Annotated in this window: 24 protein-coding genes; 5 read left to right on the top strand and 19 right to left on the bottom strand. The window is 71.3% G+C overall.

Annotated features, from left to right (window positions below; translation table 11 throughout):
- On the bottom strand, positions 1–446 hold a 446-nt coding region (locus GQS09_RS16625), incomplete at its 3' end, for a DUF6542 domain-containing protein (RefSeq protein WP_165986927.1).
- A 304-nt stretch (positions 447–750) separates the two neighbouring features.
- Here GQS09_RS16625 and ychF point away from each other — a divergent pair.
- Complete coding sequence (gene ychF, locus GQS09_RS16620; protein WP_165986925.1) at positions 751–1,839, top strand: redox-regulated ATPase YchF; 1,089 nt, start codon at positions 751–753, stop codon at positions 1,837–1,839.
- A gap of 559 nt (positions 1,840–2,398) precedes the next feature.
- Here the strand turns inward: ychF and GQS09_RS16615 are convergent.
- Positions 2,399–3,487, bottom strand: coding sequence for an IS630 family transposase (locus tag GQS09_RS16615; protein WP_165986923.1), 1,089 nt, complete (start codon positions 3,485–3,487; stop codon positions 2,399–2,401).
- Between the two features lie 96 nt (positions 3,488–3,583).
- Between GQS09_RS16615 and GQS09_RS16610 the strand changes: the two genes are divergently transcribed.
- Positions 3,584–4,441: a hypothetical protein gene (locus tag GQS09_RS16610; protein WP_165986920.1), complete on the top strand. Its 858-nt coding sequence runs from the start codon at positions 3,584–3,586 to the stop codon at positions 4,439–4,441.
- Here GQS09_RS16610 and GQS09_RS16605 read toward each other — a convergent pair.
- From GQS09_RS16605 to GQS09_RS29585, 11 genes are all read right to left on the bottom strand, one after another.
- A complete protein-coding gene (locus GQS09_RS16605; RefSeq protein ID WP_165986918.1) occupies positions 4,429–5,286 on the bottom strand; it encodes an aldo/keto reductase in 858 nt (285 codons plus the stop codon). The genes GQS09_RS16610 and GQS09_RS16605 overlap by 13 nt on opposite strands.
- Positions 5,220–6,416 carry a JmjC domain-containing protein gene (locus GQS09_RS16600; RefSeq protein WP_165986916.1) on the bottom strand — a complete coding sequence of 399 codons (1,197 nt, stop codon included), beginning with the start codon at positions 6,414–6,416 and terminating at the stop codon, positions 5,220–5,222. The genes GQS09_RS16605 and GQS09_RS16600 overlap by 67 nt, the downstream gene beginning before the upstream one ends.
- A gap of 85 nt (positions 6,417–6,501) precedes the next feature.
- On the bottom strand, positions 6,502–6,669 hold the full coding sequence (locus GQS09_RS16595; RefSeq protein ID WP_165986914.1) for a hypothetical protein: 168 nt from the start codon (positions 6,667–6,669) through the stop codon (positions 6,502–6,504).
- Positions 6,670–6,823: 154 nt separating this feature from the next.
- Positions 6,824–7,141 carry a hypothetical protein gene (locus GQS09_RS16590; protein WP_165986911.1) on the bottom strand — a complete coding sequence of 106 codons (318 nt, stop codon included), beginning with the start codon at positions 7,139–7,141 and terminating at the stop codon, positions 6,824–6,826.
- Positions 7,135–7,554, bottom strand: coding sequence for an ATP-binding protein (locus GQS09_RS16585; RefSeq protein ID WP_165986909.1), 420 nt, complete (start codon positions 7,552–7,554; stop codon positions 7,135–7,137). Before GQS09_RS16585 ends, GQS09_RS16590 begins: the two co-directional genes overlap by 7 nt.
- Positions 7,555–7,717: 163 nt before the next feature.
- A complete protein-coding gene (locus GQS09_RS16580; RefSeq protein WP_165986907.1) occupies positions 7,718–8,566 on the bottom strand; it encodes a helix-turn-helix transcriptional regulator in 849 nt (282 codons plus the stop codon).
- Positions 8,567–8,582: 16 nt separating this feature from the next.
- Entirely contained in the window at positions 8,583–9,110 is a 528-nt protein-coding gene (locus GQS09_RS16575; protein WP_165986905.1) for a DUF6879 family protein, read from the bottom strand.
- Entirely contained in the window at positions 9,079–9,345 is a 267-nt protein-coding gene (locus tag GQS09_RS16570) for a hypothetical protein (RefSeq protein WP_093836852.1), read from the bottom strand. Before GQS09_RS16570 ends, GQS09_RS16575 begins: the two co-directional genes overlap by 32 nt.
- A gap of 131 nt (positions 9,346–9,476) precedes the next feature.
- The gene (locus GQS09_RS28655) at positions 9,477–10,223 is read right to left on the bottom strand and encodes a hypothetical protein (RefSeq protein ID WP_207957919.1); all 747 of its coding nucleotides are present in this window, start codon (positions 10,221–10,223) and stop codon (positions 9,477–9,479) included.
- Complete coding sequence (locus GQS09_RS29590; protein WP_243761480.1) at positions 10,220–10,609, bottom strand: hypothetical protein; 390 nt, start codon at positions 10,607–10,609, stop codon at positions 10,220–10,222. Before GQS09_RS29590 ends, GQS09_RS28655 begins: the two co-directional genes overlap by 4 nt.
- Positions 10,610–10,841: 232 nt before the next feature.
- On the bottom strand, positions 10,842–12,914 hold the full coding sequence (locus GQS09_RS29585) for a SpoIIE family protein phosphatase (RefSeq protein WP_165986903.1): 2,073 nt from the start codon (positions 12,912–12,914) through the stop codon (positions 10,842–10,844).
- A gap of 376 nt (positions 12,915–13,290) precedes the next feature.
- Between GQS09_RS29585 and GQS09_RS16550 the strand changes: the two genes are divergently transcribed.
- Together GQS09_RS16550 and GQS09_RS16545 are read left to right on the top strand one after the other, a co-directional pair.
- Entirely contained in the window at positions 13,291–14,511 is a 1,221-nt protein-coding gene (locus tag GQS09_RS16550) for a S8 family peptidase (RefSeq protein ID WP_165986901.1), read from the top strand.
- Positions 14,512–14,793: 282 nt separating this feature from the next.
- On the top strand, positions 14,794–15,546 hold the full coding sequence (locus GQS09_RS16545; protein WP_165986932.1) for a GntR family transcriptional regulator: 753 nt from the start codon (positions 14,794–14,796) through the stop codon (positions 15,544–15,546).
- A gap of 81 nt (positions 15,547–15,627) precedes the next feature.
- On the opposite strand, the gene GQS09_RS16540 is transcribed toward GQS09_RS16545, so the two are convergent.
- The 6 genes from GQS09_RS16540 to GQS09_RS16515 form a co-directional block, all read right to left on the bottom strand.
- Entirely contained in the window at positions 15,628–18,267 is a 2,640-nt protein-coding gene (locus GQS09_RS16540) for a SpoIIE family protein phosphatase (protein WP_313896170.1), read from the bottom strand.
- Between the two features lie 121 nt (positions 18,268–18,388).
- A complete protein-coding gene (locus GQS09_RS16535) occupies positions 18,389–18,589 on the bottom strand; it encodes an SPOR domain-containing protein (RefSeq protein WP_093836865.1) in 201 nt (66 codons plus the stop codon).
- 239 nt (positions 18,590–18,828) lie between these two features.
- Positions 18,829–19,677: a succinate dehydrogenase/fumarate reductase iron-sulfur subunit gene (locus GQS09_RS16530; protein ID WP_313896169.1), complete on the bottom strand. Its 849-nt coding sequence runs from the start codon at positions 19,675–19,677 to the stop codon at positions 18,829–18,831.
- Entirely contained in the window at positions 19,674–21,713 is a 2,040-nt protein-coding gene (locus GQS09_RS16525; protein WP_165986899.1) for a fumarate reductase/succinate dehydrogenase flavoprotein subunit, read from the bottom strand. The genes GQS09_RS16530 and GQS09_RS16525 overlap by 4 nt, the downstream gene beginning before the upstream one ends.
- A 91-nt stretch (positions 21,714–21,804) precedes the next feature.
- Positions 21,805–22,620 carry a hypothetical protein gene (locus tag GQS09_RS16520; RefSeq protein ID WP_165986897.1) on the bottom strand — a complete coding sequence of 272 codons (816 nt, stop codon included), beginning with the start codon at positions 22,618–22,620 and terminating at the stop codon, positions 21,805–21,807.
- A 317-nt stretch (positions 22,621–22,937) separates the two neighbouring features.
- Positions 22,938–23,228: a hypothetical protein gene (locus tag GQS09_RS16515; protein WP_165986895.1), complete on the bottom strand. Its 291-nt coding sequence runs from the start codon at positions 23,226–23,228 to the stop codon at positions 22,938–22,940.
- Between the two features lie 277 nt (positions 23,229–23,505).
- On the opposite strand from GQS09_RS16515, the gene GQS09_RS16510 reads away from it, so the two are divergent.
- Positions 23,506–24,550, top strand: a 1,045-nt coding sequence (locus GQS09_RS16510) for an ABC transporter substrate-binding protein (protein WP_243761479.1), incomplete at its 3' end; no start/stop codon positions are given.

The raw sequence follows: 24,550 nt of genomic DNA, 5'->3' as shown, positions 1-24,550 counted from the left end.
AGCGCCCGCCGGCGCCGCCGCCGGGCCGCGGCCCGGCGCACCCCCCGCACCAGGACCACGGCCAGCGTCAGCAGGGTGCCGGCGAACAGCCAGGGCGCGTGCAGCGCCAGATAGGTCACCACCCCGGCGCCCTCGCCGGTGGCCAGCACGCCCAGCGCGTAGGCGAGGGGCGCGGCCACCGGGGCGCAGATCAGATCGGCCGGCCGCACCCAGAGCGCCGCCGCCGTGCTCACGGCCAGGAACATCACTCCGTAGAACGCGGGCGCCCCGCCGGAGAGCTTGCTCAGCCAGCCCACCGCGGCCATGGCGGCCGAGGCCAGCACACCGCAGCCCAGGCCGGTGAGCCTGGGCCGGGGCATGCGGGACGGCCGGGCGAGCCGGGCCAGGCGGGCCAGCGTCCCGGTCGCCGGCGGTCTGCGGCGTCCGACGGCGGGGCGCGGACGCACCTCCGGTGGCCGCGCCGCCGGGCGCGGCACACCCGCGTGCACGGCGACCGGCCGTGGCCGGGGGTGACGGGTTGTGCGCGTACTGTGCTCCACGCCCCCAACGTACGACCCCGCGGCGGCGTACCCCGCACAAGGACACGCCTGGTTCGTCCTATTGTGTTCCTGCTGGTGGTGTTCCTGCCGGCTCCGCCGGCGGGCCGCCGGGCAGACGGCCGGCGGGACCGACGGCGCTCCGGGCCCGGCCGGGCCAGACCGTAGAATGGGGCGTCGCCCGTCGTCCCCCGAGCCCTCCGGGAAGTCCCACGTGTCGCTCACGATCGGAATCGTCGGCCTGCCGAATGTCGGCAAGTCGACCCTTTTCAACGCCCTGACCAAGAACGACGTGCTGGCGGCCAATTACCCGTTCGCCACCATCGAGCCCAACATCGGCGTGGTCGGCGTCCCGGACCCGCGGCTGGCCCGGCTGGCGGAGATCTTCCACTCCGAGCGCGTCCTGCCCGCCACGGTGAACTTCGTGGACATCGCCGGCATCGTGCGGGGCGCGAGCGAGGGCGAGGGCCTGGGCAACAAGTTCCTCCACCACATCCGCGAGTCGGACGCCATCTGCCAGGTCATCCGCGCCTTCAAGGACGAGAACGTGGTCCACGTGGAGGGCCGGGTCTCGCCCAAGGAGGACATCGAGACCATCGACACCGAGCTGATCCTGGCCGATCTCCAGACCATCGAGAAGGTCCTGCCCCGGCTGGAGAAGGAGGCCCGGGTCAAGAAGGACCGCCAGCCCTTCCTCAAGGCCGTCCAGGAGGCGCAGGCCATCCTCGAAGAGGGCCGGACCCTGTTCTCCGCGGGTATCCGCCAGGGGGCCGAGGCCGCCGAGCCGCTGCGCGAGCTGCACCTGCTCACCGTCAAGCCGTTCCTCTACGTCTTCAACGTGGACGAGGACGAGCTGACCGACGAGCCCTTCAAGGAGGAGGCCCGCGCCCTGGTCGCCCCGGCCGAGGCGGTGTTCCTCAACGCCAAGCTGGAGTCCGAACTGGCCGAGCTGGACGACGAGGACGCCATGGAGCTGCTCCGGTCCGTCGGCCAGGAGGAGCCCGGCCTGTCCACCCTGGCCCGGGCCGGCTTCGAGACCCTGGGCCTGCAGACGTATCTCACCGCCGGCCCCAAGGAATCCCGCGCCTGGACCATCAGGAGGGGCGCCACCGCGCCCGAGGCCGCCGGGGTGATCCACACCGACTTCCAGAAGGGCTTCATCAAGGCCGAGGTCATCTCCTTCGACGACCTGGTCGAGGCCGGCTCCGTCGCCGAGGCCCGCGCCCGCGGCAAGGCCCGCATGGAGGGCAAGGACTACGTGATGCGCGACAGCGACGTCGTCGAATTCCGGTTCAATGTGTAGCGGGTCACATAGCATGGCTTGACTGATCTGGCAAACATGCAGGCCAGGGGGGGTCTGACTCTCCGGGGATAGACCCCCTTTTCACGCCCGTGCCGACTTGGCGCTGACCTGGAAGCACCGCTCATCACCCCACTGCACCCGTCCCGTGCTGGTTTGGTGCTGGCTTTTCGTTGATGGGCTCTTGAACCTGTGGAGCGGGTTGGTCGGTGCTACATGGGGAGAGATGCGGTGTGGACGCACAAGCGCGCGCGTACACAAGCGATAGCAGGGCCCCGGTGCTCGGATCGGCTCACGCAGCTACCAGAGGCCCTGTCGCTACGCACCGACCCCGGCATGATCACCAGACAACCAGGTTGGTCGGCATGCAGAGAGCCTTGTCAGAACATCCTCTCCTGTGCCGGCTGATCTGTACGCCGCAGACGCGCGTAGTCAAGAAGCTCGCTGGCCCGAACGTTCTTCGCCTTCCATTCACGCACGATGGTTTCGCCGAGTAGGACGTAGTTCCATTGGAGGTTCCCGCGGAGGTGATCCGGTAGCTGGTTGAGCTGTTCGCACCAGGCTAGTGTCCTGAGTCGTTAGTTCGTGTGCAGTATGCGGCGAGGGTTTCGAGGATCTCGTCTGCGGTCTTGGTCCACACGAACGGCTTGGGGTTCTTGTTCCACTCGTTGATCCAGCCGCGGATGTCCCGTTCCAGCTCGACGACGCTGCGGTGGGCGGAGCGGCGGAGTTTGCGGCAGGTCAGCTCGGCGAACCAGCGCTCGACGAGGTTGAGCCAGGAGGCGGAGGTGGGGGTGAAGTGCAGGTGGAAGCGGGGGTGTCGCAGTAGCCACTTCTTGACCGCTTCGGTCTTGTCGGTGGCGTAGTTGTCCAGGACCAGGTGCAGGTCCAGGTCCTTGGGGACGGCGGCGTCGATGGTCTTGAGGAAGCGGAGGAACTCCTGGTGGCGGTGGCGGCGGTAGTGCTGGGCGATGACTGAGCCGGATGCGGTGTCCAGAGCGGCGAACAGGCTGGTGGTGCCGTGCCGGACGTAGTCGTGCGTCATCCGCGCCGGCGTCGTCGGTGTCAGCGGCAGCACCGGTTGGGTGCGGTCCAGAGCCTGGATCTGCGACTTCTCGTCCACCGCCAGGACCAGGGCGTTCTGTGGCGGGGACAGGTAGATGCCGACCACGTCACGGACCTTGGTCACGAAGGCCGGGTCGGTGGACAGCTTCCATGTCTGCACGATGTGCGGCTTGAGGCCGAACGCCCGCCAGATCCGGGAGACGGCCGACTGCGACATGCCCGCAGCCTGGTCCATCGACCGCGTCGACCAGTGCGAATCCCCAGAAGGTGGCGCCTGGTCAAGAGTCCGGGCGACCAGGGACTCCACCTGCTCGTCCGTGATCCTGCGCGGGGCTCCGGAGCGCGGAGCGTCGACCAGCCCCTCAAGACGGTCGGCAGCGAATCTGGACCGCCACTTGCGCACCGTCTGCCGCGAAATGCCGAGTTCCTGGGCGACCTGCGAGTTCGGGCGGCCCTCGGCGCACGGCAGCACGATCCTCGCGCGCAGCACCAGGGCCTGAGACGCCGTCCGCTTGCGCAACCAGCCTCGCAGTACGCGGGGCTCACGCTCGGACAACTCCAATGACAACGGCTTCGGGCCCGGCATCCCGCGACTCTACAACCGCCAACGAACCACCGACTGAGGACACCAGAGAGGCTCGCATGAGCCTGCCCGGGCCGGTTCGCTGCTACGGTCCCGCCTATGACGCTCTCGGTATCTACGGCTCGTGCCGTCGACCTGCGGGTTGAGCCCGTTGACGGGATTCTTGATCGCGTGGAGCAGACGTTTCAGACACGCCTGGACCGGGACACAGTAGTACGGAAGCGCCGCTCGGTCGGGGCGCGGACGGACCGTGATACGTGGGTACGTATCGAGAGGCGAGGGCTCGACAAGATCGGCGTCCAGGGCTGGAACGGCACCGAGTGCGCTGCTCGACTGAAGGGCATTGCTCAGCCTGCGTGGCAGGGATGCGTGGTCTGGCGGGACGCGAGCGAGCCGGTGATGTGGCGTGCCGACGAGACGGAGCTCCTGCCGGGGGCGCCCATCGGCACCGCCGTGCTGAGCCAGGACCCGAAGCTGTCGGATGAGTGGTGGAAGGCGTTCAGCGCGTCACTGGACGCGCTTGCGGCTCAGGACACGAGGCGCGTCGCCACGCCGGACACGGTCACCGTCACGCAGGGCCTCGTCACCGAGTCCATCCGCAGCGCATTCGCTGGTGACTTCGACACGACCGTTGAGCGGTGGGTGCCGGCCCACGCGGATCTCAACTGGGCCAACATGACGGCGCCCACGTTCTGCCTCTTCGATTGGGAGCACTGGGGGAACGCGCCATGCGGGTTGGACTCCGCTTCGCTGTGGGGGAGCTCCCTTGCCGTCCCGCCTCTGGCCGATCGCGTATGGCAAGAGCGGCGCCGCGACTTCGAGAGTCGGGACGGCAAGCTGATGACGCTGTTCACGTGCTCGAAGATCCTGGGGCCGGATGCGCACCCTGAGGACCCTCGGCTGGGGCCCGCGCGCTGTATGGCGGAGCGGATCGTCGCGGAGCTTCAGGCGGGCTGAGCGCGCGACCGCTCTCGGAGCAGGCTCCGGTACTTGAGGATCGCCTGCTCGTCGACCTCGCCGACCAGGGCGCCGATCAGTTCGCCCAGATGGGCGGGCTCGTCGGTGCCCACGGCAACGGTGTCGACCCGGGGGAGGCGATATGCGGCCCGGAAGGCCGCCTGTACGCGGGAGAGTCCTGCGCGGTCTCGGAGGAAGACGCGGGGATCGATCCGGTCCCACACGGGGGCGCCCGTGCTGCCTCCGAAGGGGCTCATGCCCCACATCGTGCTGTTGCTCATGCCCCACGCCGTGACGAGGGTGTTCACGGTGTCGAGTGTTCTGATCCCGACCAGCAGGCCGGCGCGGACCATGAGGACGGACGGCCTCGGCATGGTCACGTCGATCAGGCCCGGCAGCAGGGACGGGTCCCAGGACGCGATGCCCCAGGCCCCACACAGCCCCTTCGCTGTGGCGTCGTCGAGGGTGGCGCACGCCTGGAACAAGGCGTCCCGGTTATGCGGGGCGGTCTCTTGGAGCGAGTGTTCCGGGTTGTGCAGGAACACCACGTCCGGCTCTCGTCCGAGGTTCCGGGCCGCCTGTTCCACGGCCCCGTACAGCCGAGTGGGGTCCAGGGAGTGTTCCGCCCGGTCCGCCCTCGGGAAGTAGCCCACCTTCGTGGAGAGCGTGAACTTCGGCAGCAGATCGCTGGCGATCCGTGCAAGGACCTCATGAGAGCGGAAGCCGAGGTAGTTGGCGCTGGTGTCGATCGCCGTGACGCCGAGGTCGAGCGCTCCGGTCAGGAGACGGCGTTCGTGACGAGACCGGTGTAGCCCGAGGACAACTCGGGGGTCAGAGTCGCGCACATCTCCTCCTTCACGAGGATCTCGGCCGCCTCCGCGACTTCGGCCCCGACGACGGCCGCGGCCTGGTCCAACGGAACCGGCTTGCCACTCAGCAGCAGACGCAGCGCGGGCACGGCCTTGGCCGTGAAGGTGAGCTTCTTCCCCGAGGCCACGACGTCGACGGTCTCGCCGTTCTCGCGGATCTGGGGCGGGAAGTGGGTGGTGCACGCCACGGCGTCGAGCGGCCCCAGGATGTCGAGGAACGGGACGTGCCGGGGGAGCGCCGTCGCCTGTTCGTACGCGGCAAGGAAGTCGGCCGGAGAGCGCTCGCCGATCAGCCGGACGGCTGCCTCGGTCAGGGCCTGAGTGCCGCTCCCGTGCGCGCGATCCAGGTCGTGCCGGAAGATCTCGTGCTCTCGGCACCAGTCGCCCAGCCATGCGAGCCAGCTCGCTCCCGTGCGCTTGGTGATCCCGAACGTGACGTGCAGGCTCTTCCCCGATCCGTGGCCGTTGCGGGTCGCCTGGTGCCAGTGGCCTCGGGGGATGTGCATCACGTCGCCGGACTTCATGACGCCGGCCCAGACGATTTCTTCGGTCGGAGTGTTGTTGGGGTCGGAATCGCGGTACATGGGGACTTCGCGGGAGGTTCCGCGTACCTCCCACTCCTTCTCGCCAGCGAGCTGGATGATCACGACGTCGTGGTCGTCCCAGTGCAGCGGGAAGCCCGCGGCGTCGTTCGTCGTCAGATACGCGTTGACCTGCACCCGCTCGTGGGACCACCACTGCAATGCCCGGCAGGCGACTTCCATCGTCGGGTCGAAGACATTGACCTGGTCGAGGATGAGCGTCGCGCCTTCCCCCAGCAGCCTGCCCAGGCTGCGCATGTTGACCATGGGGATGCTCTGGCCCCGGGGGCTGACGGTGTCGGTGTAGTAGATGGCCGGGTGGACTTCCTCGCCCTTCTGGAAGCACCGGAACTGCGGGCGGTTCAGGCTCCTGCGCATGGCGATGTCGAGCAAGCGGTTCGGGGTCAGGATGCGGGAGACGAGGGCGGGGTCGTCGATGCTTCCCCGCACGAAGCTCTTGCCGAGCTCATCCACTCCGTTCCACCCGAGCGCCGTCTCGATGGCGTTGATCAACTGGTGTTCCATCACTGCCTCCTCATGAGTTCGACCACGTGACGCAGCTGTGGCGGGGGCCCGCACGGCGAACCGCGCGAACCCCCGCCGCCTGGTGCTACTCGATGTCGGTCAGGTTGCCGTCACCGCCCGGCCACGGGGCATCGCCGGAACTCCCGGCGTTGTCGGACCGGAGGCTGTCGTACCGGTCGTGGACGGCGGTCAGTTCCTCTACCGCCACCAGGAGGCCACTCGGGGCCGGCGGCGGTGTCGTGCTCTCTGCCACCTCGTGCTCCTTCCTCTTCGGTTCTCCCGGCCGTGTCCGGCCGGGCTCATCTGATGGAGCTGTGCTGTGCATGGCGCCGGGGTACCTCGGGGGAAGTCCCCGGCGCCGTTCCCGGCCGGTGCTGTCCTTCGGTCGTCGGCCGGGAGCCTGTGGGTTACAGGGAGGTGCGCAGGCCCTCCAGGACGCGGGTGAGGAGCGCCACGTCAGGGGTGAGTGAGCCGACGGCTGCCCGGCCCTCCTCGAACCAGCGGCCGAGGAGCTGACGCCACGTAGCCTCGGCGCGGAGGACTTCCGCACGGATCTCGCCCAATGCCAGGTCGGCCTCGGTCCGCAGCCGGACGAGGTCGGAGGGCGTCAGACGCAGGGGCGTCACAGTGATCGTGTCACCACCACGTCGGGGCACCGCCAGCTCGACGCACTGCGCCGGGTCGCCGTCCAGTTCTTCTTCGGGAAGCAGCCGGAGGGTCAGCATGTGGGGACCTCCAGCTCCGACCAGACCGTCTTGCCCCAGCGGTGCCGGTCGTAGCCCCACCGGACGCTCAGCACGTCAACGAGGAACAGGCCGCGCCCTTCTTCGGCGTCGTCGGCGGGGCTGGCCATGTCAGGGACTGTTCGTGATTTGTCGGTTACCGCGACCTTCACGCGGTTTGGTCCGGGCCGGCTGACGGTGACCCGGAGCAGACGGCACGGGGTGTGCTGGGCGGAGTTGCCGACGAGTTCGGAGACGACCAGCATGGCCGTGTCCACCAGGTTGCCTGTACCCCAGGTGTTGAGGGCGGCACTGATGAGCAGGCGCGCACGGCGTGCGGATTCCGGCTCGCACGGCATCGTCTCGCTGTAGCCGGGTGCGCCGATCGAGGCGGGTCTGGCGGCGGTCGTCGTCACGGGGTCATCCCTCCGATGGGACGGCCCAGCCCGGCTACGGGGCGTAGGGCTGGGCCTCTCCTCAACTGCCGCCGACACGGGGAGTCTGGTCTTCCGGCGACGTCAACGACCGTACGAAGAACGTGAGATCGGGCTCAACGAAATTGCGGGTTATTGCGGAACGTCATCTGAGGGCGCTGATCGCCGAGTTGATGAGGGCGCGAGCGTGGTCGCCGTAGACGGCCATCTTCGCGAGTTCGGCGAACGCCTTGCGGTAGTCCGCGATTTCGCGCGGTTGCCTGATGTTGATCTCGGCGGTCAAGGTCTCCACCACAGCATGGGTGTCGTCGAAGACGTAGAACGCCTCCAGGGGCCAGATGACGCGCTGGGCAGTGAAGGGGATGACACCGAGCGAGACCGAGGGCAGTGGCAGGACGTCAAGCAGGTGCCGGAGCTGGTTTGCCATCGTCTCCCGGTCGCCGATCCGCGAGCGCAGAACCCACTCCTCCAACAGCACGACGAAGCGGTGGCCTCCCTCGTACAGGAACCGACTACGGGCGAGGCGGGCGGTGACGGCCTCGGCGACGTCGTTGGGGGTTCCCTGGAAGTCGGTGATCGACTGCATGAGGGCGGTGGCGAAGTCGGCGGTCTGGAAGAACCCGGGAACGGCGTTGGAGCAGTACACGCGGCATACGGCCGCTTGCTCGTGGAGGGTGTAGAAGTCCTCCTGGACCTTGCGCATGCCGTTCTTGTGGATGCGCCGCCACTCCACATACATGGAGTCGACCGCCCGCGCTGTGGCGATCAGATCCTCTGTCTGGTCCTCCGCTCCACAGGCCGCGCACCAGGCTCTGATGTCCGCGTCGGAGGGTGCGGCCTCGCCCTTTTGGATGCGGGTCGTCTTCGCCGGATGCCAGCCGCACCGGGAGGAGAGCTCCTTCCCGGTGAGGCCGGCGTCCTGACGAAGGTGCTGCAAGCGCTTCGCGAGGGCTTCACGCGCCGCCTGGGCGCTGGACGAGGGGGAGGCGGGCATGGGTCGGAACGCGGGGTCAGACGGTGAACTTCTCGTGGTCGATGCCGCGTTCCCACACAGCCTCGAACGCGGCGACGACCATCTTCACCACGTCGGGGTCTTCGTTGAACTCATGTCCTGCCCAGTCGCCGTCCCCGGTGAACCAGTGGAACATCACCCGTCGGTCGTCGATCAGCCACAGGTCGTTTCCGGGAAGGGCGATGTCGGAGGCGAGACGGCGGGGGAGCCAGCGGACCTGCTCACCAACGGCGACGTTGACCGCCGTCAGGGCGTGCTCCCACCGGATGTAATCGGTCACCGGCTCGGAGACGATCCGGGCCCGGCGCATCTGGACGCCCCTGGCGACGGTTTCGCGCACCAGAGGGGTCCAGCCTTGCCAGAACGGCGAATCGGGGTCGAGGTCGGTCCGACCGGTCCGCAGGAACGCCTCGAAGCTGTCCTTCTCGTCGCCGACGCTGTAGACGTCGCGCATCTCCAGGTGGACGGCGGTGCTCTGGGCGGACCGCAGTAGCTCAGCGAAGTCCGGCACGCCGTTCTGCGACATCACACGCCTCCCTCAGAATTGGCACCATGCGGGCGGGGATGCGGATCACCGTCTCATGCGCGGGAATTCCCGTGTCGTGTCCGGCGACCCACTCCGTCTCGCTCACCTGGGCCTTCAGCAGCTTGTCGGCCTCCTCGCCCTGGAGGACGAGGTCGGCCGTCTCTTCCTCCACCCACACGGTCGGCGAGCCGCCTCCGGTGGTCTCCGGGTCGATTCCCACGAACTCTAGGGCCATGGTGCCCTCCCGTTCCAAGTCGGTTGCGGGTTCTTGCGTTGCGACGCTTCTCGAGCGGTTGTGCCGGGTCAAGGGAGCGAGGCGTACTTCGCGTCAGAATGGCTTGTTCATGCGGATTTGTAGTACGCCGGTCACTCGGCCCACGTCTGCGGTCGCGCCGCCGCGTCGTCCAGTTCCTCGTACCCGTCCACGTAGCTGTGTCCGTTCAAATGCGCCGCGATCTTCCCGATGCCCCGCTCGCACCGGTACCGGGTTGCCCTGCCCGTCACTCCTTGCAACGCGCCCGCCTCTTCGTCCGGCAGGTCCGCGCCGTAGCGGAGAACGAGGGCCTGGCGTTCGGCGGGGGTGAGCGGGGCGGTCGCCCAGCCCCGCCGGATGTCGGCGAGGTGGGCGAACAGAATGCCCGCGGCCTTCGGGTCGACCGTGCTCTTCGGCATGTCGGCGTCCGGGGCTGTCGGGTTGCGGATGCCGTACGCCGCTTCCTGGTCCCACACCGCCGGGAGTAGGTGCTTGATGAGTCGCCGGTCGTAGGCCGTCACAGGCCACTCCTCTCCGCCTTGTGCCGGGCGGCCGCGTAGGAGACGTGTGCGGTGCTTCGCCTCCGTCAGCCAGCGGTCCCGTAGGCGCTGGGACAGCCAGCGGTGCAGAAGGCCGGCCCCCGCGTCGGCGAGGATCTGCCGAACGTAGGCAGCCCGCTCGGCCACGACGATCACGGCCTCCTGGTAGGCGTCTTCGTACTCCAGCGTCAGCCCGTAGTCTCGGGCGAAGGCGCGGGCGACCGCCTGTGCGACGCTCGCGACCTGCGGTTCGGCGTGAACGGACCAGTCGGCTGCCGCGACGACCTCGGACGCGTCGAAGTCAGTGAGACGCAGACTCATCGGACCACCTCCTTCACCGGCACTTCGCCGTTCTTGGTCACGGCGACCACCAGGCCCGGCGCCCCGGTCGTGCCCTTCGCGTGCCGCCACCACGTCGATTCGCTCTCCATGGCCGGGGGCTGGATGAACGTGCGCGGGCCGTCCGTGTCCACGAACTCGTGGTGCAGGTGACCAGCGAGCAGTACATCGGCCTGGTGCAGAGCGCTCGCCTTGTTGAATGCCTGGCCCTTCCACCACTCGAAGTGCTTGCCCGGCCGCCACTGGTGCCCGTGCGCGTGCGCCACGACGGTCCCGGAGCAGTCCACGACGACGGTCAGCTCATCGGTGTCCGGGACGAAGCACAGCCGCTGTGCGAGCGGTGCGAAGGTCAGCGCGCCGTGCAGCATGACGCGCCTGGTCAGCCGGATCTGCTCGGTGAGCGTCAGCGGCGTACGTCGGACATTCGATCCGCCCTGCGACTGGAAGCCCTCTACGTGATCGCCGAGCCAGGCCAGGTGAACGTGCCCGATCGGGAAGCGTTCGCGGTAGACCTCCAGAAGGTCAGCGGCCTTGTTGAGGCATTCGATCGTGCGCCGGAGCGTGCCGGCCGGGCCGTCGCCGTCGCACTCTGCGCCCGGCTCAGCCCGCGGGCATGTCCTGTTCGGTCCAGATGGTCTTGCCGGTGGGGGTGTAGCGGCTGCCCCAGCGGTGGGCGAGCTGGGCGACCAGGAACAGGCCGCGTCCGCCCTCGTCGGAGAGGCGGGCGCGGCGCAGGTGGGGCTGGGTCTGGCTGGGGTCGGAGACCTCGCAGATCAGCCGCTGGTCCTTGATCAGGCGGATGCCGACCGGTCCGCCGGCGTAGCGGATGGCGTTGGTGACCAGTTCGCTGACGATCAGCTCGGTGGCGAAGACCATGTCGGGGAGTCCCCAGGCCGTCATCTGGGCGGAGACGCGGGAGCGGATGTCGGCCACCAGGCTGGGATCGGCGGGCAGCTCCCAGGCGACGGTGGCGTCCGCGGGGATCTCGCCCAGCCGGGCCAGCAGCACGGTCAGGTCGTGCTCGCGCGGCTCGCTGCCCAGGCTGGCCAGGATGTCGCGGGTGATGGTGCCGAGCGGCTGTGCGGCCGGCCCGGCCGCGGCGCGCTGGGCCCCGCGGCCGAGCAGGCCCAGGTCACGGTCGGTGTCCCAGTTGCGTCCGGCCGGACCGCCGGAGTGGAAGGCCAGCACATCGCCGCGGGCCAGTCGCAGCTCCACCGGCTCGAACGGCTCGCCGGCGGTGCCCAGCGGCGGCCCGGTGTGCAGCTTCACCACATCGGCGCCGGTTTCCTCCCCGGCGCGGGCCAGCACCGGCGAGGGGTGCCCGGCGCTGGCGATCAGGCACCGGCGGCTCACCGGGTCGTAGACGGCGTACAGGCAGGTGGCGCGGAGCAGTGAGGCGGCGTCGTCCCCGGAATCGCGCTGCTCCCGGTCCTCGCCGAAGCGCACCACCAGGTCGTTGAGATGGCTGAGCAGTTCGTCGGGCGGCGGGTCCAGATCGGCCAGGGTCTGCACGGCCGAGCGCAGCCGCCCGGTGGCGCCCGCCGCGTGCACCCCGCGTCCGGCGACCTTGCCCACCACGAAGGCGACCCGGGCCGAGGACAGCGGGATCACGTCGTACCAGCTTCCCCCGGTGCCGGCCGCGGAGGCCGCCGGGGCGTACACGCCGGAGGTCTCGGCCGCGGTGACCGCCACGCCGGGCCGGGGCAGCAGGCTGCGCTGCAGCGCCTCGGCGGTGCGGCGCTCGCGGGAGTAGCGGCGGGCGTTGTCCAGGCCGAGGGCCAGCCGGGAGCCGATCTGCTCGGTGAGCTCGGCGTCGTCCTGGTCGAAGGGCGCGCGGTCGCCGGACCGCCACAGGGCCAGCGCGCCCAGCACCGCGCCGCGCGCCTGGAGCGGCATGACCAGGAAGGATGTCGCCTCCCGGGTGAGGACCAGACGGGCCCGCGGGGTGCCGCCCAGCTCGGCGCGGAGCGGGGCGAGATCCGGCAGGATGCCGGCTCCGCCGCGGCGCATATGGGCGCTCTCGGTCTCGTCCAGGGTGAAGGTCTCGCCGAGCTGGTGGATGTCTCCGGGCCAGCCGCCCCGGCACGAGGCCACCGCGATCCGGCGCTGCGGGGTGCCGGCCACGTAGTCGCCGGGCTCCTCGCCCGCCAGCACCGCCTCGGTCAGGTCGACCGACCCCAGGTCGGCGAAGACCGGCACCAGCAGGCCGACCAGCTCCCGGGCGTTCTCCGTGATGTCGAGCGAGCTGCCGATCCGCACCGCGGCCGCGTGCAGCAGGTCCAGGCGCTGCTGGACCCGCGGGTCGGAGACCAGGACGCCCGAGCCACGGCTGTCCAGGGCCACGCGCAGGCCGAACTCGTCCCGGATCTCGCCGCCCGCGGCGGGCGCGATCCGTACCAGCAGCCGTGGCCGGCCGTCCGCGTCCGCGCCGAACAGCGGTGCCACGCTGACCGAGGCGTCGAGCGAGCCGCGCTGCGGGCGGCGCAGCACGGCCTGGGCGGAGTCCGGGGCGTTGTCGGCCAGCCGGGCCCACAGGGCCGGGTCGGCGAAGAACTCCCCGACCGGCCGTCCGCGGATCTCCGGCAGGGGCCGGCCCAGCAGCTCGATGGCCGGGGCGGTGCAGGCCAGGACCGTGCCGTCGGCGTCCAGCACGACCTCGGCCGACCGCGACACCCTGCGGCCGGCTCCGCTCCCATCGGCAGCAGCGCCCACCCCTCCATTGAACGCGCCGCCCCGGGAACGCGCCTCTCAGCGCCGTCGCACGGGCGAACGCGGCCGGCCGTGCGGCGGGTGTGCCCGGAGTTCATTCCCGGGCCGGATGAGGCGTGGTGTGCGCCGGTGTGGAGGTCTCGTGGGGGGCGTGAAAACCGCGGGGGGCTGTGTGGATGCCGTGGCTGTTCCCCCAACGCCGTCTTGCGCCCTTGCCGTTTTCCGTTGGCTGCACGAATCATTCAAAGGGTGTCCTGTGCACGCCAAATCGGAGGAACCTCCTCCGGTTTGGCGTGTCCGGGACGCTCCCCCGCACAACGAACCGTCAGGAGGAACACCGATGGCAGTGACCCGCCCCTCGTGGCGGCGCGGTGCCACCGTCGCGGCCACCGCCGCGGCAGTGCTCCTCGGGGCCGGGAACACCCTCCCGGCCACCGCGGCCACCGCACCCGCATCCGCTCCGGAAGGTGACATCGTCAACGCCGGTGCCCCCCACGCCATAGCCGGCAGCTACATCGTCACCCTGAAGGAGACCGCCGTGCGGGCGGGCTCGGCCGAGGCCGAGAGACTGGCCGAGGAGTACGGCGCCGAGATCGACGCGGTCTACCGGCACGCCCTGAACGGCCTCGCGGTGGAGGCCACCGAGGAGGAGGCGCGCAGGCTGGCCGCGGACCCGTCGGTGGCCGGGGTGGTGCAGAACGAGGCGGTGCGGATCACCGCCACCCAGACCGACCCGCCCTCCTGGGGGCTGGACCGGATCGACCAGCCCGACCTGCCCCTGGACCGGACGTTCAGCTATCCCGACCACGGCGGCGAGGGCGTCACGGTGTACGTGCTGGACACCGGGATCAACTACCGGCACGAGGACTTCGAGGGCCGGGCGGTCTTCGGCTTCGACGCCTTCGGCGGCGACGGCTCGGACCGCCAGGGCCATGGCACCCATGTGGCCGCCACGGCCGGCGGCGCGGACTTCGGCGTGGCCAAGAACGCCGACATCGTCTCGGTGAAGGTGCTGGACGACGCGGGCAACGGCACCACCGCCTCGGTGGTGGCCGGCATGGACTGGGTCACCCGGAACGCCTCCGGACCGTCGGTCGCCAATCTCAGCCTGGGCGGGGAGCCCAACCCGGCGCTGGACGAGGCCGTGCGGGCCGCCATCGACGCCGGGGTCACCTTCGTGGTCGCGGCCGGCAACGAGAACGAGCCCGCGGCGGGCACCTCGCCGGGCCGGGTGGCGGAGGCCATCACGGTCGGGGCCTCCACCCCCTCGGACCGGCGCTCGGCCTTCTCCAACTTCGGCGCGGCGGTGGACCTGTTCGCCCCGGGCAGCTCGATCACCTCCGCCTGGGTGGGTTCGCCGACCGCCACCAACACCATCTCCGGGACCTCCATGGCCGCGCCGCACGTGACGGGAGCGGCGGCGCTGCATCTCGCCGACCACCCGGAGGCCACCCCGGCCGAGGTGGCCGCGGCGCTGGACGAGGCCTCCGCCAAGGGCAGGCTGGACGGCCATGGGCGGCAGTCGCCGAACAAGCTGCTCCAGGTGGTGACCGGGCCGTAGCCGGGACGGGGCCGGCCCCCAAGACCGCGCGGGCCGTCGTCTGGTGTGAGCGGCGGCCCGCGCGTTCCGCTCGTTCCGCGCGTTCCGCGCGTGCGGGCCGCGTCACGCCCGGGACTGCCGCTCCGAGCTGGGGCGATGCGTTTCCGGTGGCATGTGCGGACGGCAGGAACAGTGTGTCAAGCAGTGGCCACTTCTTGCCATTGACCACGTAGTGTTGTCAAGCTGTTGCTGTTTGTCATTCGTGCATGGGAGCATGCATGGGAGCAGCCCTGGGAGGGCCTCGTGCCGTTCGGCGACCAGCCCGCGTATCTCCGCATCGCTGATGATCTACGGCAGCAGATCGCCGATGGCACGCTGCCGCCCAACGCCAAGCTCCCGTCCCAGGCCGGCATCCGGGCCCGGTACGGCGTCTCCGACACCGTGGCCCTGGAGGCCCGCAAGGTGCTGATGGCGGAAGGACTGGTGGAGGGCCGCTCCGGCTCCGGCACCTACGTGCGGGAGCGGCCGGTGCCGCTGCGGGTGTTCCGCAGCGCCTACCGCACGCTGGGCGAGCCGACGCCGTTCCGGCAGGAGCAGGCCGACGAGCGGCAGTGCGGCACCTGGGAGGCGCACAGCGAGCGCCAGTCGGCCTCCCCGCTCATCGCCGAGCGGCTGGGGCTGGAGGGGGACGAGGCGGTGATGTGCACGCGGTACGTGTTCCGCACCGGCGGGGAGCCGGTGATGCTCTCCACCTCCTGGGAGCCGCTGCGGCTCACCGGCCGGACGCCGGTGATGCTGCCGGAGGAGGGGCCGCTCGGCGGGCGCGGGGTGGTGGAGCGGATGGCCGCCATCGACGTGGTGGTGGACAACGTCCAGGAAGAGGTGTGGGCCCGGCCGGCGCTGGCGTCGGAGGCCTCGGTCCTGGGCGGCCAGCCCGGGCACCCGGTGATCGTGATCACCCGCACGTTCCGCTCCGGCGGCATGCCCGTGGAGACGGCGGACATCGTCGTCCCGGCCGACCGCTACCGCATCGCCTACCACCTCCCCGTCCGCTGACCCCGGCGGCGCGTCCGCCGCCGGCCCGCGTGCCGGGCGCTTCCCGCCTGTGGTGCCGTCCCGGTGACCGGTCCGGTGGGGTCAGGCGGCCGGGGGAAGAGGGAGTTCCAGCCAGATGGTCTTGCCGTGGGGCTCGCGGCGGGTGCCCCAGCGCTGGGCGGTGCGGGCGACCAGCGCCAGGCCGCGGCCGCCCTCGTCGTCCGGTGCGGCGTCCCGCGCCTGCGGGGGGTCGGGCAGCGAGTCGGAGACCTCCACCAGCAGCCTGGCCCCGCGGACCAGCCGTACCCCCACCGGGCCGCGGGCGTGCCGCACCGCGTTGGTGACCAGCTCGCTCACCACCAGCACCGCCGGTTCGGTGAGCTGCTCCAGCCCCCAGTCGCGCAGCGTGCGCCGGACCAGGCTGCGCGCCCGGTACGCCGAGGCATTGCGGGCCGGAAAGCTCCAGGAGGCGGAGGTCTGGCCCGGCAGCCCGCCCAGCCGGGCGGCCAGCAGCGCGATGTCGTCCTCCGCGCCCTGCTCCGGCGGGGCGGGGGCGGGCATGGCCGCGGCCCGTCCGCGGGTGGTGCCGGCGGGCTGCGGAGCGGGGTCGCCCCCGCCCGGGGCCAGTGCGGACAGCACGCGGTCGCAGAGCTCCTCCAGCGGCGGGACGTCCCCGGTGGTGCGGCCGAGCACCGTGCGCATCTGTTCCAGCCCGTCGGTGATGTCCGCGCCGCGCCGCTCGATCAGCCCGTCGGTGTAGAGGACCAGGATCGCTCCGTCCGGCACGTCGATGCGCCGTTCCTCGAACCGGGCGTCCTCCAGCCCGAGCGGCATGCCCTCCGGCAGGTGCACGGCCCGGGCCCGCCACAGCCCGGTGTGCGGACCCCGGGTGAGCAGCAGCGGCGGCAGATGCCCCGCGTTGGCCAGCACGCAGCTCCGCTCCGCCGGGTCGTAGATGGCGTAGATGCAGGTGGCCATCAGCAGCTCGTCCGGCGCGGGCGCCAGGTCGTCGCCGAGTTCGTTGAGGTGGCGCAGCAGCGCGGCGGGCGGCAGCCCCATGCCGGCCAGGGTGCGCACCGCGGTGCGCAGCCGCCCCATGGTGGCGGCGGCGTTCAGCCCGTGCCCGATGACGTCGCCGATCACGAAGGCGACCCGGCCGTCGCCGAGCGGGATGACGTCGAACCAGTCGCCGCCCGCCTCCGCCCCCGTGGCGGCCGGCACATAGCGGTAGCCGACCTGCACGCCGGGCGGCGCGGGCACCCGCTGCGGCAGCAGGCTGCGCTGGAGCATCACCGCGCTCTCCCGTTCCCGGGCGTAGAGCCGGGCGTTGTCCAGGGAGACCGAGGCGCGCGCCGCCACCTCCCCGGCCAGGGCCAGGTCCTCCCCGTTGAACGGGGCGCGCCGTCCGGACCTGCTGATCACCAGCAGGCCCAGCACGGTGCCCCGGGCGCGCAGCGGCAGCACCATCAGCGAGTGGATGCCCAGCTCGATGGCGGCCTGGACCTTGGGGTCGTCGCGGTAGGTGGTCTCGCGCAGCTCGCGCTCGGAGCCGACCAGGTACGGGAAGCCGCTGAGCAGCACCCGGCGGAAGATCGACTCGGTCCCGAACTCGACGTCCTGGCCGGAGCGCAGCATCCGCTCCACCGCGGGGGTGAACTGTTTGGCGGCCACGCCGGTCTGCCGCAGGGTGGTGGCGGCCAGGCGCTGCCGGGAGGGCAGCTCGCCGCCGCTGATCACCTCGTCCAGCAGCATCACCCCGGAGTAGTCGGCGAACCGCGGCACCAGCACCTGGGCCAGCACCTCGGAGATGCGGCGCACGTCCAGCAGGTCGGCCAGGGCGAGCCCGACGTCGTCGAGCAGGGAGAGCCGCTGCCGGGCGTGCTCGATCTTCTCCAGGGCCTCCCGCCGCTCGGTGATGTCGATGACGGTGCAGCCGACGCCCAGCGTCCGGCCGCCGCGGTCGGTGAGCCGGCCGAAGGAGAGGGAGCGGGCGCCGGTCCGGTCGGGGGAGGGCATCACCAGGTCGATCACCGACCGGCCGGTGCGCAGCACCTGCCGCTGGATCTCGTAGATCTCGCGCGCCATGTGGTCCGGCAGCACGTCCAGCACGGTCTTGCCGGCCACGTCGTCGGGGTGGACGCCGCTGAGCCGGGACAGGGCGTCGTTGATCCGCAGATAGCGCAGATCGGTGTCGAACAGGGCGATGCCCAGCGGGGAGGTGGCGAACAGGCTGTCCAGGGCCGCCAGGTCCTGTTCGATGGCGCGGATCCGGCTGGTCTCCACGAGGTTGGCGAGAATGAAGGGGGTGCGGTCCGGATCGCGCAGCAGGGTGGCCCGGCCCTCCAGCTCGACGGTGACGCCCTCCATGTGGCGCAGCGGGAGGATGCCGCGCCAGAAGCCGCGGCGCAGCAGGGCGCGGTAGATGGCGACGCCCCCGGGGTCGTGGCCCTCGGGGAAGAAGTCACTGAGGTGACGCCCGATGACCAGGCTGTCGGGCCAGCCGAGGATCTCGGTGGTGGTGGGGCTCCAGAGCACGATCCGGCCGTGGGCGTCGATCATCACGATGCCCACCCGCAGGACGTCCAGCAGGGACTCGGGCAGGGGCGGGGGACCGGCCCCGCGGGCCGCCGGGTCCGGAGGCTGGGCCGACCGGGGCGCCGCGGCGCGGGCTGCGCCGACGGCACGCCGTGCCGCCGCGGCCTCGGCCGTGGGGCCCGGGGCTTGCTCGGCACTCCCGCTCACACTGTCCACGTCCCCTGTCAGGGCCCCGGGGGGCCGGATCGGGCGGATCACTGGATCCCGGAGAATCAGGCTTCGTCCGTTTTATACCTGATTGCTCCGATATACCCGATTGTGCACGGGGTCAGCGGAGTGTGCTGTTCCGTTGCTCGACGCGCTCCACCAGATAGCGCCCCCACCCTGCGGGGCGGGCTCCGGCAGCCGCCTCCAGGCGCCGGATCAGGCGCTGCGCTTCCGCACGCGTGGCGCAGTGACCTATCCGGTAGCGGTTGCCGTTCTGGTCCTGGCGGACCACCTGCCACGGCCGCGGGTTGCGGTTGTTCATTCCTCACCCCCTGTGCGCATATGCCAGACCCTACGCCACGACCTCACCGAGCGCACGGGGGACAAGTCGGGAACTGGCCACAGCCAACCCGTAGTTGCGGTGAATCACGACACTGAGTGTCATGGTGTGTCGTGGTGAGGGTGCATGGTGAAGCGGACGGAGGGCGGGTCGCGCACAGCATGCCCGCGGCCGGACCGCCCAGGGTTTCCCGCCGGAAACCGCTGGGTGAACTCTGATCGTCAGCCGCGGCGGCGCCGGATGGTGCGGCCCAGCCAGACCAGCGGGTCGTACCTGCGGTCCGCCACCCGCTCCTTCATGGGGATCAGGGCGTTGTCGGTGATGTGGATGTTCTCCGGGCAGACCTCCGTGCAGCACTTGGTGATGTTGCAGTAGCCCAGTCCGTGCTCGTCCTGCGCGGTCGCCTGGCGGTCCACGCCCTGCTCGGCGGCGGCGTCCAGCGGGTGCATGTCCAGCTCGGCGATCCGCATCAGGAACCGCGGCCCGGCGAACGCGGGCTTGTTGTCGTCATGGTCCCGGACCACGTGACAGACGTCCTGGCACAGGAAGCACTCGATGCACTTGCGGAACTCCTGCGAGCGCGCCACGTCCTGCTGCGCCATCCGGTACTCGCCGGCCTGCAGCCCCTCCGGCGGCGCGAACGCGGGCACCTCCCGGGCCTTGCCGTAGTTGAAGCCCACGTCCGTGACCAGATCGCGGATCACCGGGAAGGTGCGCATCGGGGTCACGGTGACGGGCTCGTCGCGCGGCAGCGCGGACATCCGGGTCATGCACATCAGCCGGGGCCGCCCGTTGATCTCGGCGCTGCACGAGCCGCACTTGCCGGCCTTGCAGTTCCAGCGCACCGCCAGATCCGGGGCCTGGGTGGCCTGGAGCCGGTGGATGACGTCCAGCACCACCTCGCCCTCCTGCGCCTCCACGGTGAACTCGGCCAGGCCGCCGCCCTCGGCGTCCCCCCGCCACACCCGCAGCCGTACCCGGTAGCCGACCGCCGGCGTGCGGCCGCCGTCCGTGCCGTCCCCGTCCGTGCCGCTGCCCGTTCCGCCGCTGTCCCTCGCCGCTGTGGTCACTCGTCCGCTCCTTGTGTCGCCTCGTCCGCCTCCGGTGCCCGCCCCGGTGCCCCTCCGGTGCCCCCGCTCAGCACCTCCGACAGCTCCTCACCGGTCAGATACTTGGCCAGCTCCTCCTTCTCGAAGAGGGCCACCAGATCGGCGCGCATCGGCGGCACGGCATGCCGTGACACCCGGATCGCGCCGGCCACCCCGTCGCCGCCGTCCGCGAGAGCGCAGCGCAGCAGTACCCGCCGCCACTCCGGGTCCATTCGCGGATGGTCGTCGCGGGTATGGCCGCCGCGGGACTCGGTCCGTTCCCGTGCGGACCGGGCCACGCACTCGCCGACCAGCAGCATGTTGCGCAGGTCCAGCGCCAGGTGCCAGCCGGGGTTGTACTGCCGGTGGCCCTCCACGGCCATGCGGCGCGCGCGGGCGTTCAGCTCGCCCAGCCGCCGCAGCGCCTCGGTCATCTCGCCCTCCCGGCGGATGATGCCGACCAGGTCGTTCATGATCTGCTGAAGCTCCTGGTGCAGCGTGTACGGGTTCTCCGCCCCGTCCGCCCCGTCCGCCGCGTCCGCCCCGTCCGTTTCCGTCCCCGCCGGCGCGGCCGTGTCCACGGGGCCGCCGAACGGGCGCAGCGCCTCGGCGCGGGCCGCCTGCACCGCCTCCTCGGCGATGTCCGGCAGATCCGCCGGGCCGAGACCGGCCGCGTACTCGGCCGCGTGCAGCCCGGCGCGCCGCCCGAAGACCAGCAGGTCGGAGAGGGAATTGCCGCCCAGCCGGTTGGAGCCGTGCATGCCGCCGGCCACCTCGCCGGCCGCGTAGAGGCCCGGCACGCCGACCGCGGCGGCGGTGTCCGGATCGACCTCCACCCCGCCCATCACGTAGTGGCAGGTGGGACCGACCTCCATCGGCTCGGCGGTGATGTCCACATCGGCCAGCTCCTTGAACTGGTGGTGCATCGACGGCAGCCGCCGCCGGATCTCCTCGGCGGACAGCCGGGAGGAGACGTCCAGGAAGACCCCGCCGTGCGGGGAACCGCGGCCGGCCTTGACCTCGGCGTTGATGGCACGGGCCACCTCGTCCCGGGGCAGCAGTTCGGGCGGGCGGCGGGCGCCGGCCGGATCGGTGTACCAGCGGTCCGCCTCGGCCTCGTCCTGCGCGTACTGCGCCTTGAACACCTCGGGGATGTAGTCGAACATGAAGCGCTGGCCCTCGCTGTTGCGCAGCACCCCGCCGTCGCCCCGCACCGACTCGGTGACCAGGATGCCCTTCACCGAGGGCGGCCAGACCATGCCCGTGGGATGGAACTGCACGAACTCCATGTTGATCAGCGAGGCGCCGGCCAGCAGCGCCAGCGAGTGGCCGTCCCCGGTGTACTCCCAGGAGTTGGAGGTCACCCGGAACGCCTTGCCGATGCCGCCGGTGGCCAGCACCACCGCCGGGGCCCGGAGCACGAAGAACCGGCCGGACTCGCGCTCGTAGCCGAACACGCCGGCCACCCGGCCGGACGCGTCGGTGAGCACCCGGGTGACCGTGCACTCCTGGTAGACCTTCAGCCCGGACTCGTAGTCGCCGGTCTCCTTGTGGTCCTGCTGCTGAAGGGCCACCAGCTTCTGCTGGAGGGTGCGGATCATCTCCAGCCCGGTGCGGTCCCCGACGTGGGCGAGCCGCGGATACTCGTGGCCGCCGAAGTTGCGCTGCGAGATCCGGCCGTCCGTGGTGCGGTCGAACAGCGCGCCCCAGGTCTCCAGCTCCCACACCCGCTCCGGGGCCTCCCTGGCGTGCAGTTCGGCCATCCGCCAGTGGTTGAGGAACTTGCCGCCGCGCATGGTGTCGCGGAAGTGGACCTGCCAGTTGTCGCGGGCGTTCACATTGCCCATGCTGGCGGCGATGCCGCCCTCGGCCATCACGGTGTGCGCCTTGCCGAGCAGGGATTTGCAGACCACGGCGACCCGGCGGCCCTGCCGGCGTGCCTCGATGGCGGCACGCAGTCCGGCGCCGCCGGCACCGACGATCACCACGTCCCAGCGCTGGCGTTCGACTGTGCTCATGGGTCTGCGACTCCTCGGGTGGTTCGACGGAACGAGGGCGATGGGGGGTCGGACGGGCGGCCGGACGTGCCGGGTCCCGGCTCTGGGTCTCTCAGAACAGCACGGGATCCTCGAACACGCCGGTGGCCAGCAGATAGACGTAGAGGTCGGCCAGCGCCAGGCTGAACAGCGACGCCCAGGCCAGCTCCATGTGGCGGCCGTTCAGCCGGCTGGTCCAGGTCCACAGCCGGTAGCGCACCGGGTGGCCGGAGAAGTGCTTGAGCCGGCCGCCCATGATGTGCCGGCAGGAGTGGCAGGAGAGGGTGTACCCCCACACCAGCACGATGTTCACCAGGAAGATCAGCGTGCCCAGCCCCATGTGCCCCCACTCGTACGCGGCATTGCGGAAGCCGAGCACGGTGTCGTAGGTCAGGATCACGGCGATGGGCAGTGCCGCGTAGAAGAAGTACCGGTGGATGTTGTTGAGGACCAGCGGGAAGCGGGTCTCCCCGGTGTACCGCTTGTGCGGCTCGGCCACCGCGCAGGCGGGCGGCGCGGCCCAGAACCCCCGGTAGTACGCCTTGCGGTAGTAGTAGCAGCTCAGCCGGAAGCCCAGCGGCAGGGCGAGGAAGATCAGGGCGGGCGAGAGGGTCCACCAGTCCCCGAACAGCGCCCAGTTCGGGCCGCCCTCCATGGCCACGCAGTTCTCGGACAGGCAGGGCGAGTAGAAGGGCGAGACGTACGGCGCCGCGTAGTAGTCCGCATTGGCGAAGGCCCGCCAGGTCGCGTAGACCACGAAGGCGGCCAGCACCACGACGGTCAGGGTCGGTGCCAGCCACCAGCGGTCGGTGCGCAGCTGCCGGGCCTCGATGGCGGCCCGGCCCGCTCCGGTGACACCGGTCGCGGGACGGCTCTGCACGGTGGCCAAGGAAACCTCCGGGGTGGCGGGAAGGAGCAACTCGGAAGCGGAACGGGGGAACGGGAAGGGAACGGGAAGGGACGGGGGCGGAACGGAACGGGCAGCCGTCCCGGCCCGGGAACGGGCCGGTGCCCGGAGGGAGCCGAGCGGGGGCGGGGCCGCGGGGAACGCCGGAGCGCCGCGCTTCGGCGACGGGGTGACCCGGATGCCGGTCCCCGGGGGCGCGCGGGGCGCGCGCCCCCGGGCCGGACTCGCGCGGGCCGGGGGAGCCCGTCGTGATGGCCGCTGCCGGCGCCGGCCGGCCGCTGCGGTGTCCTGCCCGCCGGTCATGGTGCGTGGTGGTCGCGCACCCCCAGACCCTCGTCGTCCGCGTCGCTGGTCCACAGCCTGCGGTCGTACGGCGTGTCGGGGACCACGATCATCTCGGGCTCCGGCACGGAGCGCTGCTCCGGGGCGGAGCCCGCGAGCATCGACAGGCTCAGCCGCAGATGCTCGATGTCGCTGCGTATGCGGCGCACATCGAGCCGGTCGCCCAGCTCGCGTTCCAGCCGCACGGCACAGCGTTTGAGTTCGTCAAGGCTGCGCTCAGCCGTGCGGATTTCTTCGTGCAGGGACATCACGGACCACCTCGCCCTGGTGGTGGCGGCGGATTTCCGAACCCTAAGAGTGTGACCGAGCGCACAACCCAGGGGAAGAGTGCCGCGCGGATTTCCCGGACTGCGGGGCTCCGGTTCCGCACCGCCGTTCGAGTGGCGTCCGCACCGCCGCACGCCGTGTCGCCGTCCCTCCGGCGCATTTCTCCCCTTCGCTACCGGATAGGTGTGATCAGCCGTCAATCGGAGCAGAGCCGGGCGGCAGCGGGGGCCCGGCGGCGGAATCCGGAGGGAAGAGCGGATGTCTGGATGGTCGGCACTCGGCACCGCCCTGCGGCGCGGCGGGCTCTCGCGGGGCACCGCCCTGCTGGCGGCCGGCGCGCTGCTGCTGCTCCCAGCGCTGTCCGGCTGCACCGGCGGGCGTGACGGTGACGCCGTCCCGCTGCGCTCGGTGGCCGACGCGGACCGGTCGGCGCTGCGCAGCGGCGGAACCGCGACCTGGGCCGTCGACGCACTGCCGGCCACGCTCAACTCCTTCCAGCACGAAGCCGACCGGACCACGGACCTGATCGCGGGCGCGGTGCTGCCGATGCTGTTCGTGCTGGACGAACAGGGCCGTCCGCAGCTCAATCCGGACTATCTCCGGTCCGCGGAGATCACCGCCCGGGAGCCGAAGCAGACCGTGGTCTTCACCCTGAACCCCGAGGCGGAATGGAGCGACGGCCGGAAGATCGGCGCCGAGGACTTCATCGCCCAGTGGAAGGCACTGAACGGGCAGAACGCCGCGTACTGGTCGGCGCGGAACATCGGCTACGACACGATCGAGAACGTGGAGGCCGGGCCGGAGCCGGACGAGGTGCAGGTCACCTTCGACCGCCCGTACGCGGACTGGCGCTCCCTGTTCACCCCGCTGTATCCCTCCTCGGTGACCGGGAAGGCGAAGAACTTCAACGAAGGGGCGAAGCGGGAACTCCCGGTGTCCGCAGGCCCGTTCGTACTGGAATCGGTGGACGCCCGGAAGGGCGCGGTCACCCTGGCCCGGAACAAGAAGTGGTGGGGCGATCCCGCACTGCTCGACAAGCTGGTCTTCGCCGCCGTCCCGCCGGACCGGCGGGTGGAGGCGCTGGCCGCCGGGGCGGTCCAGATTGCCGAGGTCAGCCCGAGCGAGGCCGACCGCATCGACGCGGCCGGTGTCCCCGGCGGCAAGGCCGCCGGCACGTCCGGCAGCTCCGGGGACGCGGGCAGCGCCGCCGGGCCCCCCGCCCGCACCGCGGCGGAGGACGCCGCGGCGGAGGACGACGGCGAGCGCGGCGGTGAGGGCATGCATGCCGCCGAGGCGCCCGGCC

It is taken from the genome of Streptomyces sp. YIM 98790, assembly GCF_011421595.1.
Taxonomy (GTDB): Bacteria; Actinomycetota; Actinomycetes; order Streptomycetales; family Streptomycetaceae; genus Streptomyces.
This window is presented reverse-complemented; position numbering and strand designations above follow the sequence as displayed.

Coding starts and splice junctions, on each gene's coding strand:
- GQS09_RS16615 (WP_165986923.1), bottom strand. CDS start 3,487: ATGCCGGGCCCGAAGCCGTTGTCATTGGAGTTGTCCGAGCGTGAGCCC.
- GQS09_RS16610 (WP_165986920.1), top strand. CDS start 3,584: ATGACGCTCTCGGTATCTACGGCTCGTGCCGTCGACCTGCGGGTTGAG.
- GQS09_RS16600 (WP_165986916.1), bottom strand. CDS start 6,416: ATGGAACACCAGTTGATCAACGCCATCGAGACGGCGCTCGGGTGGAAC.
- GQS09_RS16590 (WP_165986911.1), bottom strand. CDS start 7,141: ATGCTGACCCTCCGGCTGCTTCCCGAAGAAGAACTGGACGGCGACCCG.
- GQS09_RS16580 (WP_165986907.1), bottom strand. CDS start 8,566: ATGCCCGCCTCCCCCTCGTCCAGCGCCCAGGCGGCGCGTGAAGCCCTC.
- GQS09_RS16575 (WP_165986905.1), bottom strand. CDS start 9,110: ATGTCGCAGAACGGCGTGCCGGACTTCGCTGAGCTACTGCGGTCCGCC.
- GQS09_RS16570 (WP_093836852.1), bottom strand. CDS start 9,345: ATGGCCCTAGAGTTCGTGGGAATCGACCCGGAGACCACCGGAGGCGGC.
- GQS09_RS28655 (WP_207957919.1), bottom strand. CDS start 10,223: ATGAGTCTGCGTCTCACTGACTTCGACGCGTCCGAGGTCGTCGCGGCA.
- GQS09_RS29590 (WP_243761480.1), bottom strand. CDS start 10,609: ATGCTGCACGGCGCGCTGACCTTCGCACCGCTCGCACAGCGGCTGTGC.
- GQS09_RS16550 (WP_165986901.1), top strand. CDS start 13,291: ATGGCAGTGACCCGCCCCTCGTGGCGGCGCGGTGCCACCGTCGCGGCC.
- GQS09_RS16535 (WP_093836865.1), bottom strand. CDS start 18,589: ATGAACAACCGCAACCCGCGGCCGTGGCAGGTGGTCCGCCAGGACCAG.
- GQS09_RS16525 (WP_165986899.1), bottom strand. CDS start 21,713: ATGAGCACAGTCGAACGCCAGCGCTGGGACGTGGTGATCGTCGGTGCC.
- GQS09_RS16515 (WP_165986895.1), bottom strand. CDS start 23,228: ATGTCCCTGCACGAAGAAATCCGCACGGCTGAGCGCAGCCTTGACGAA.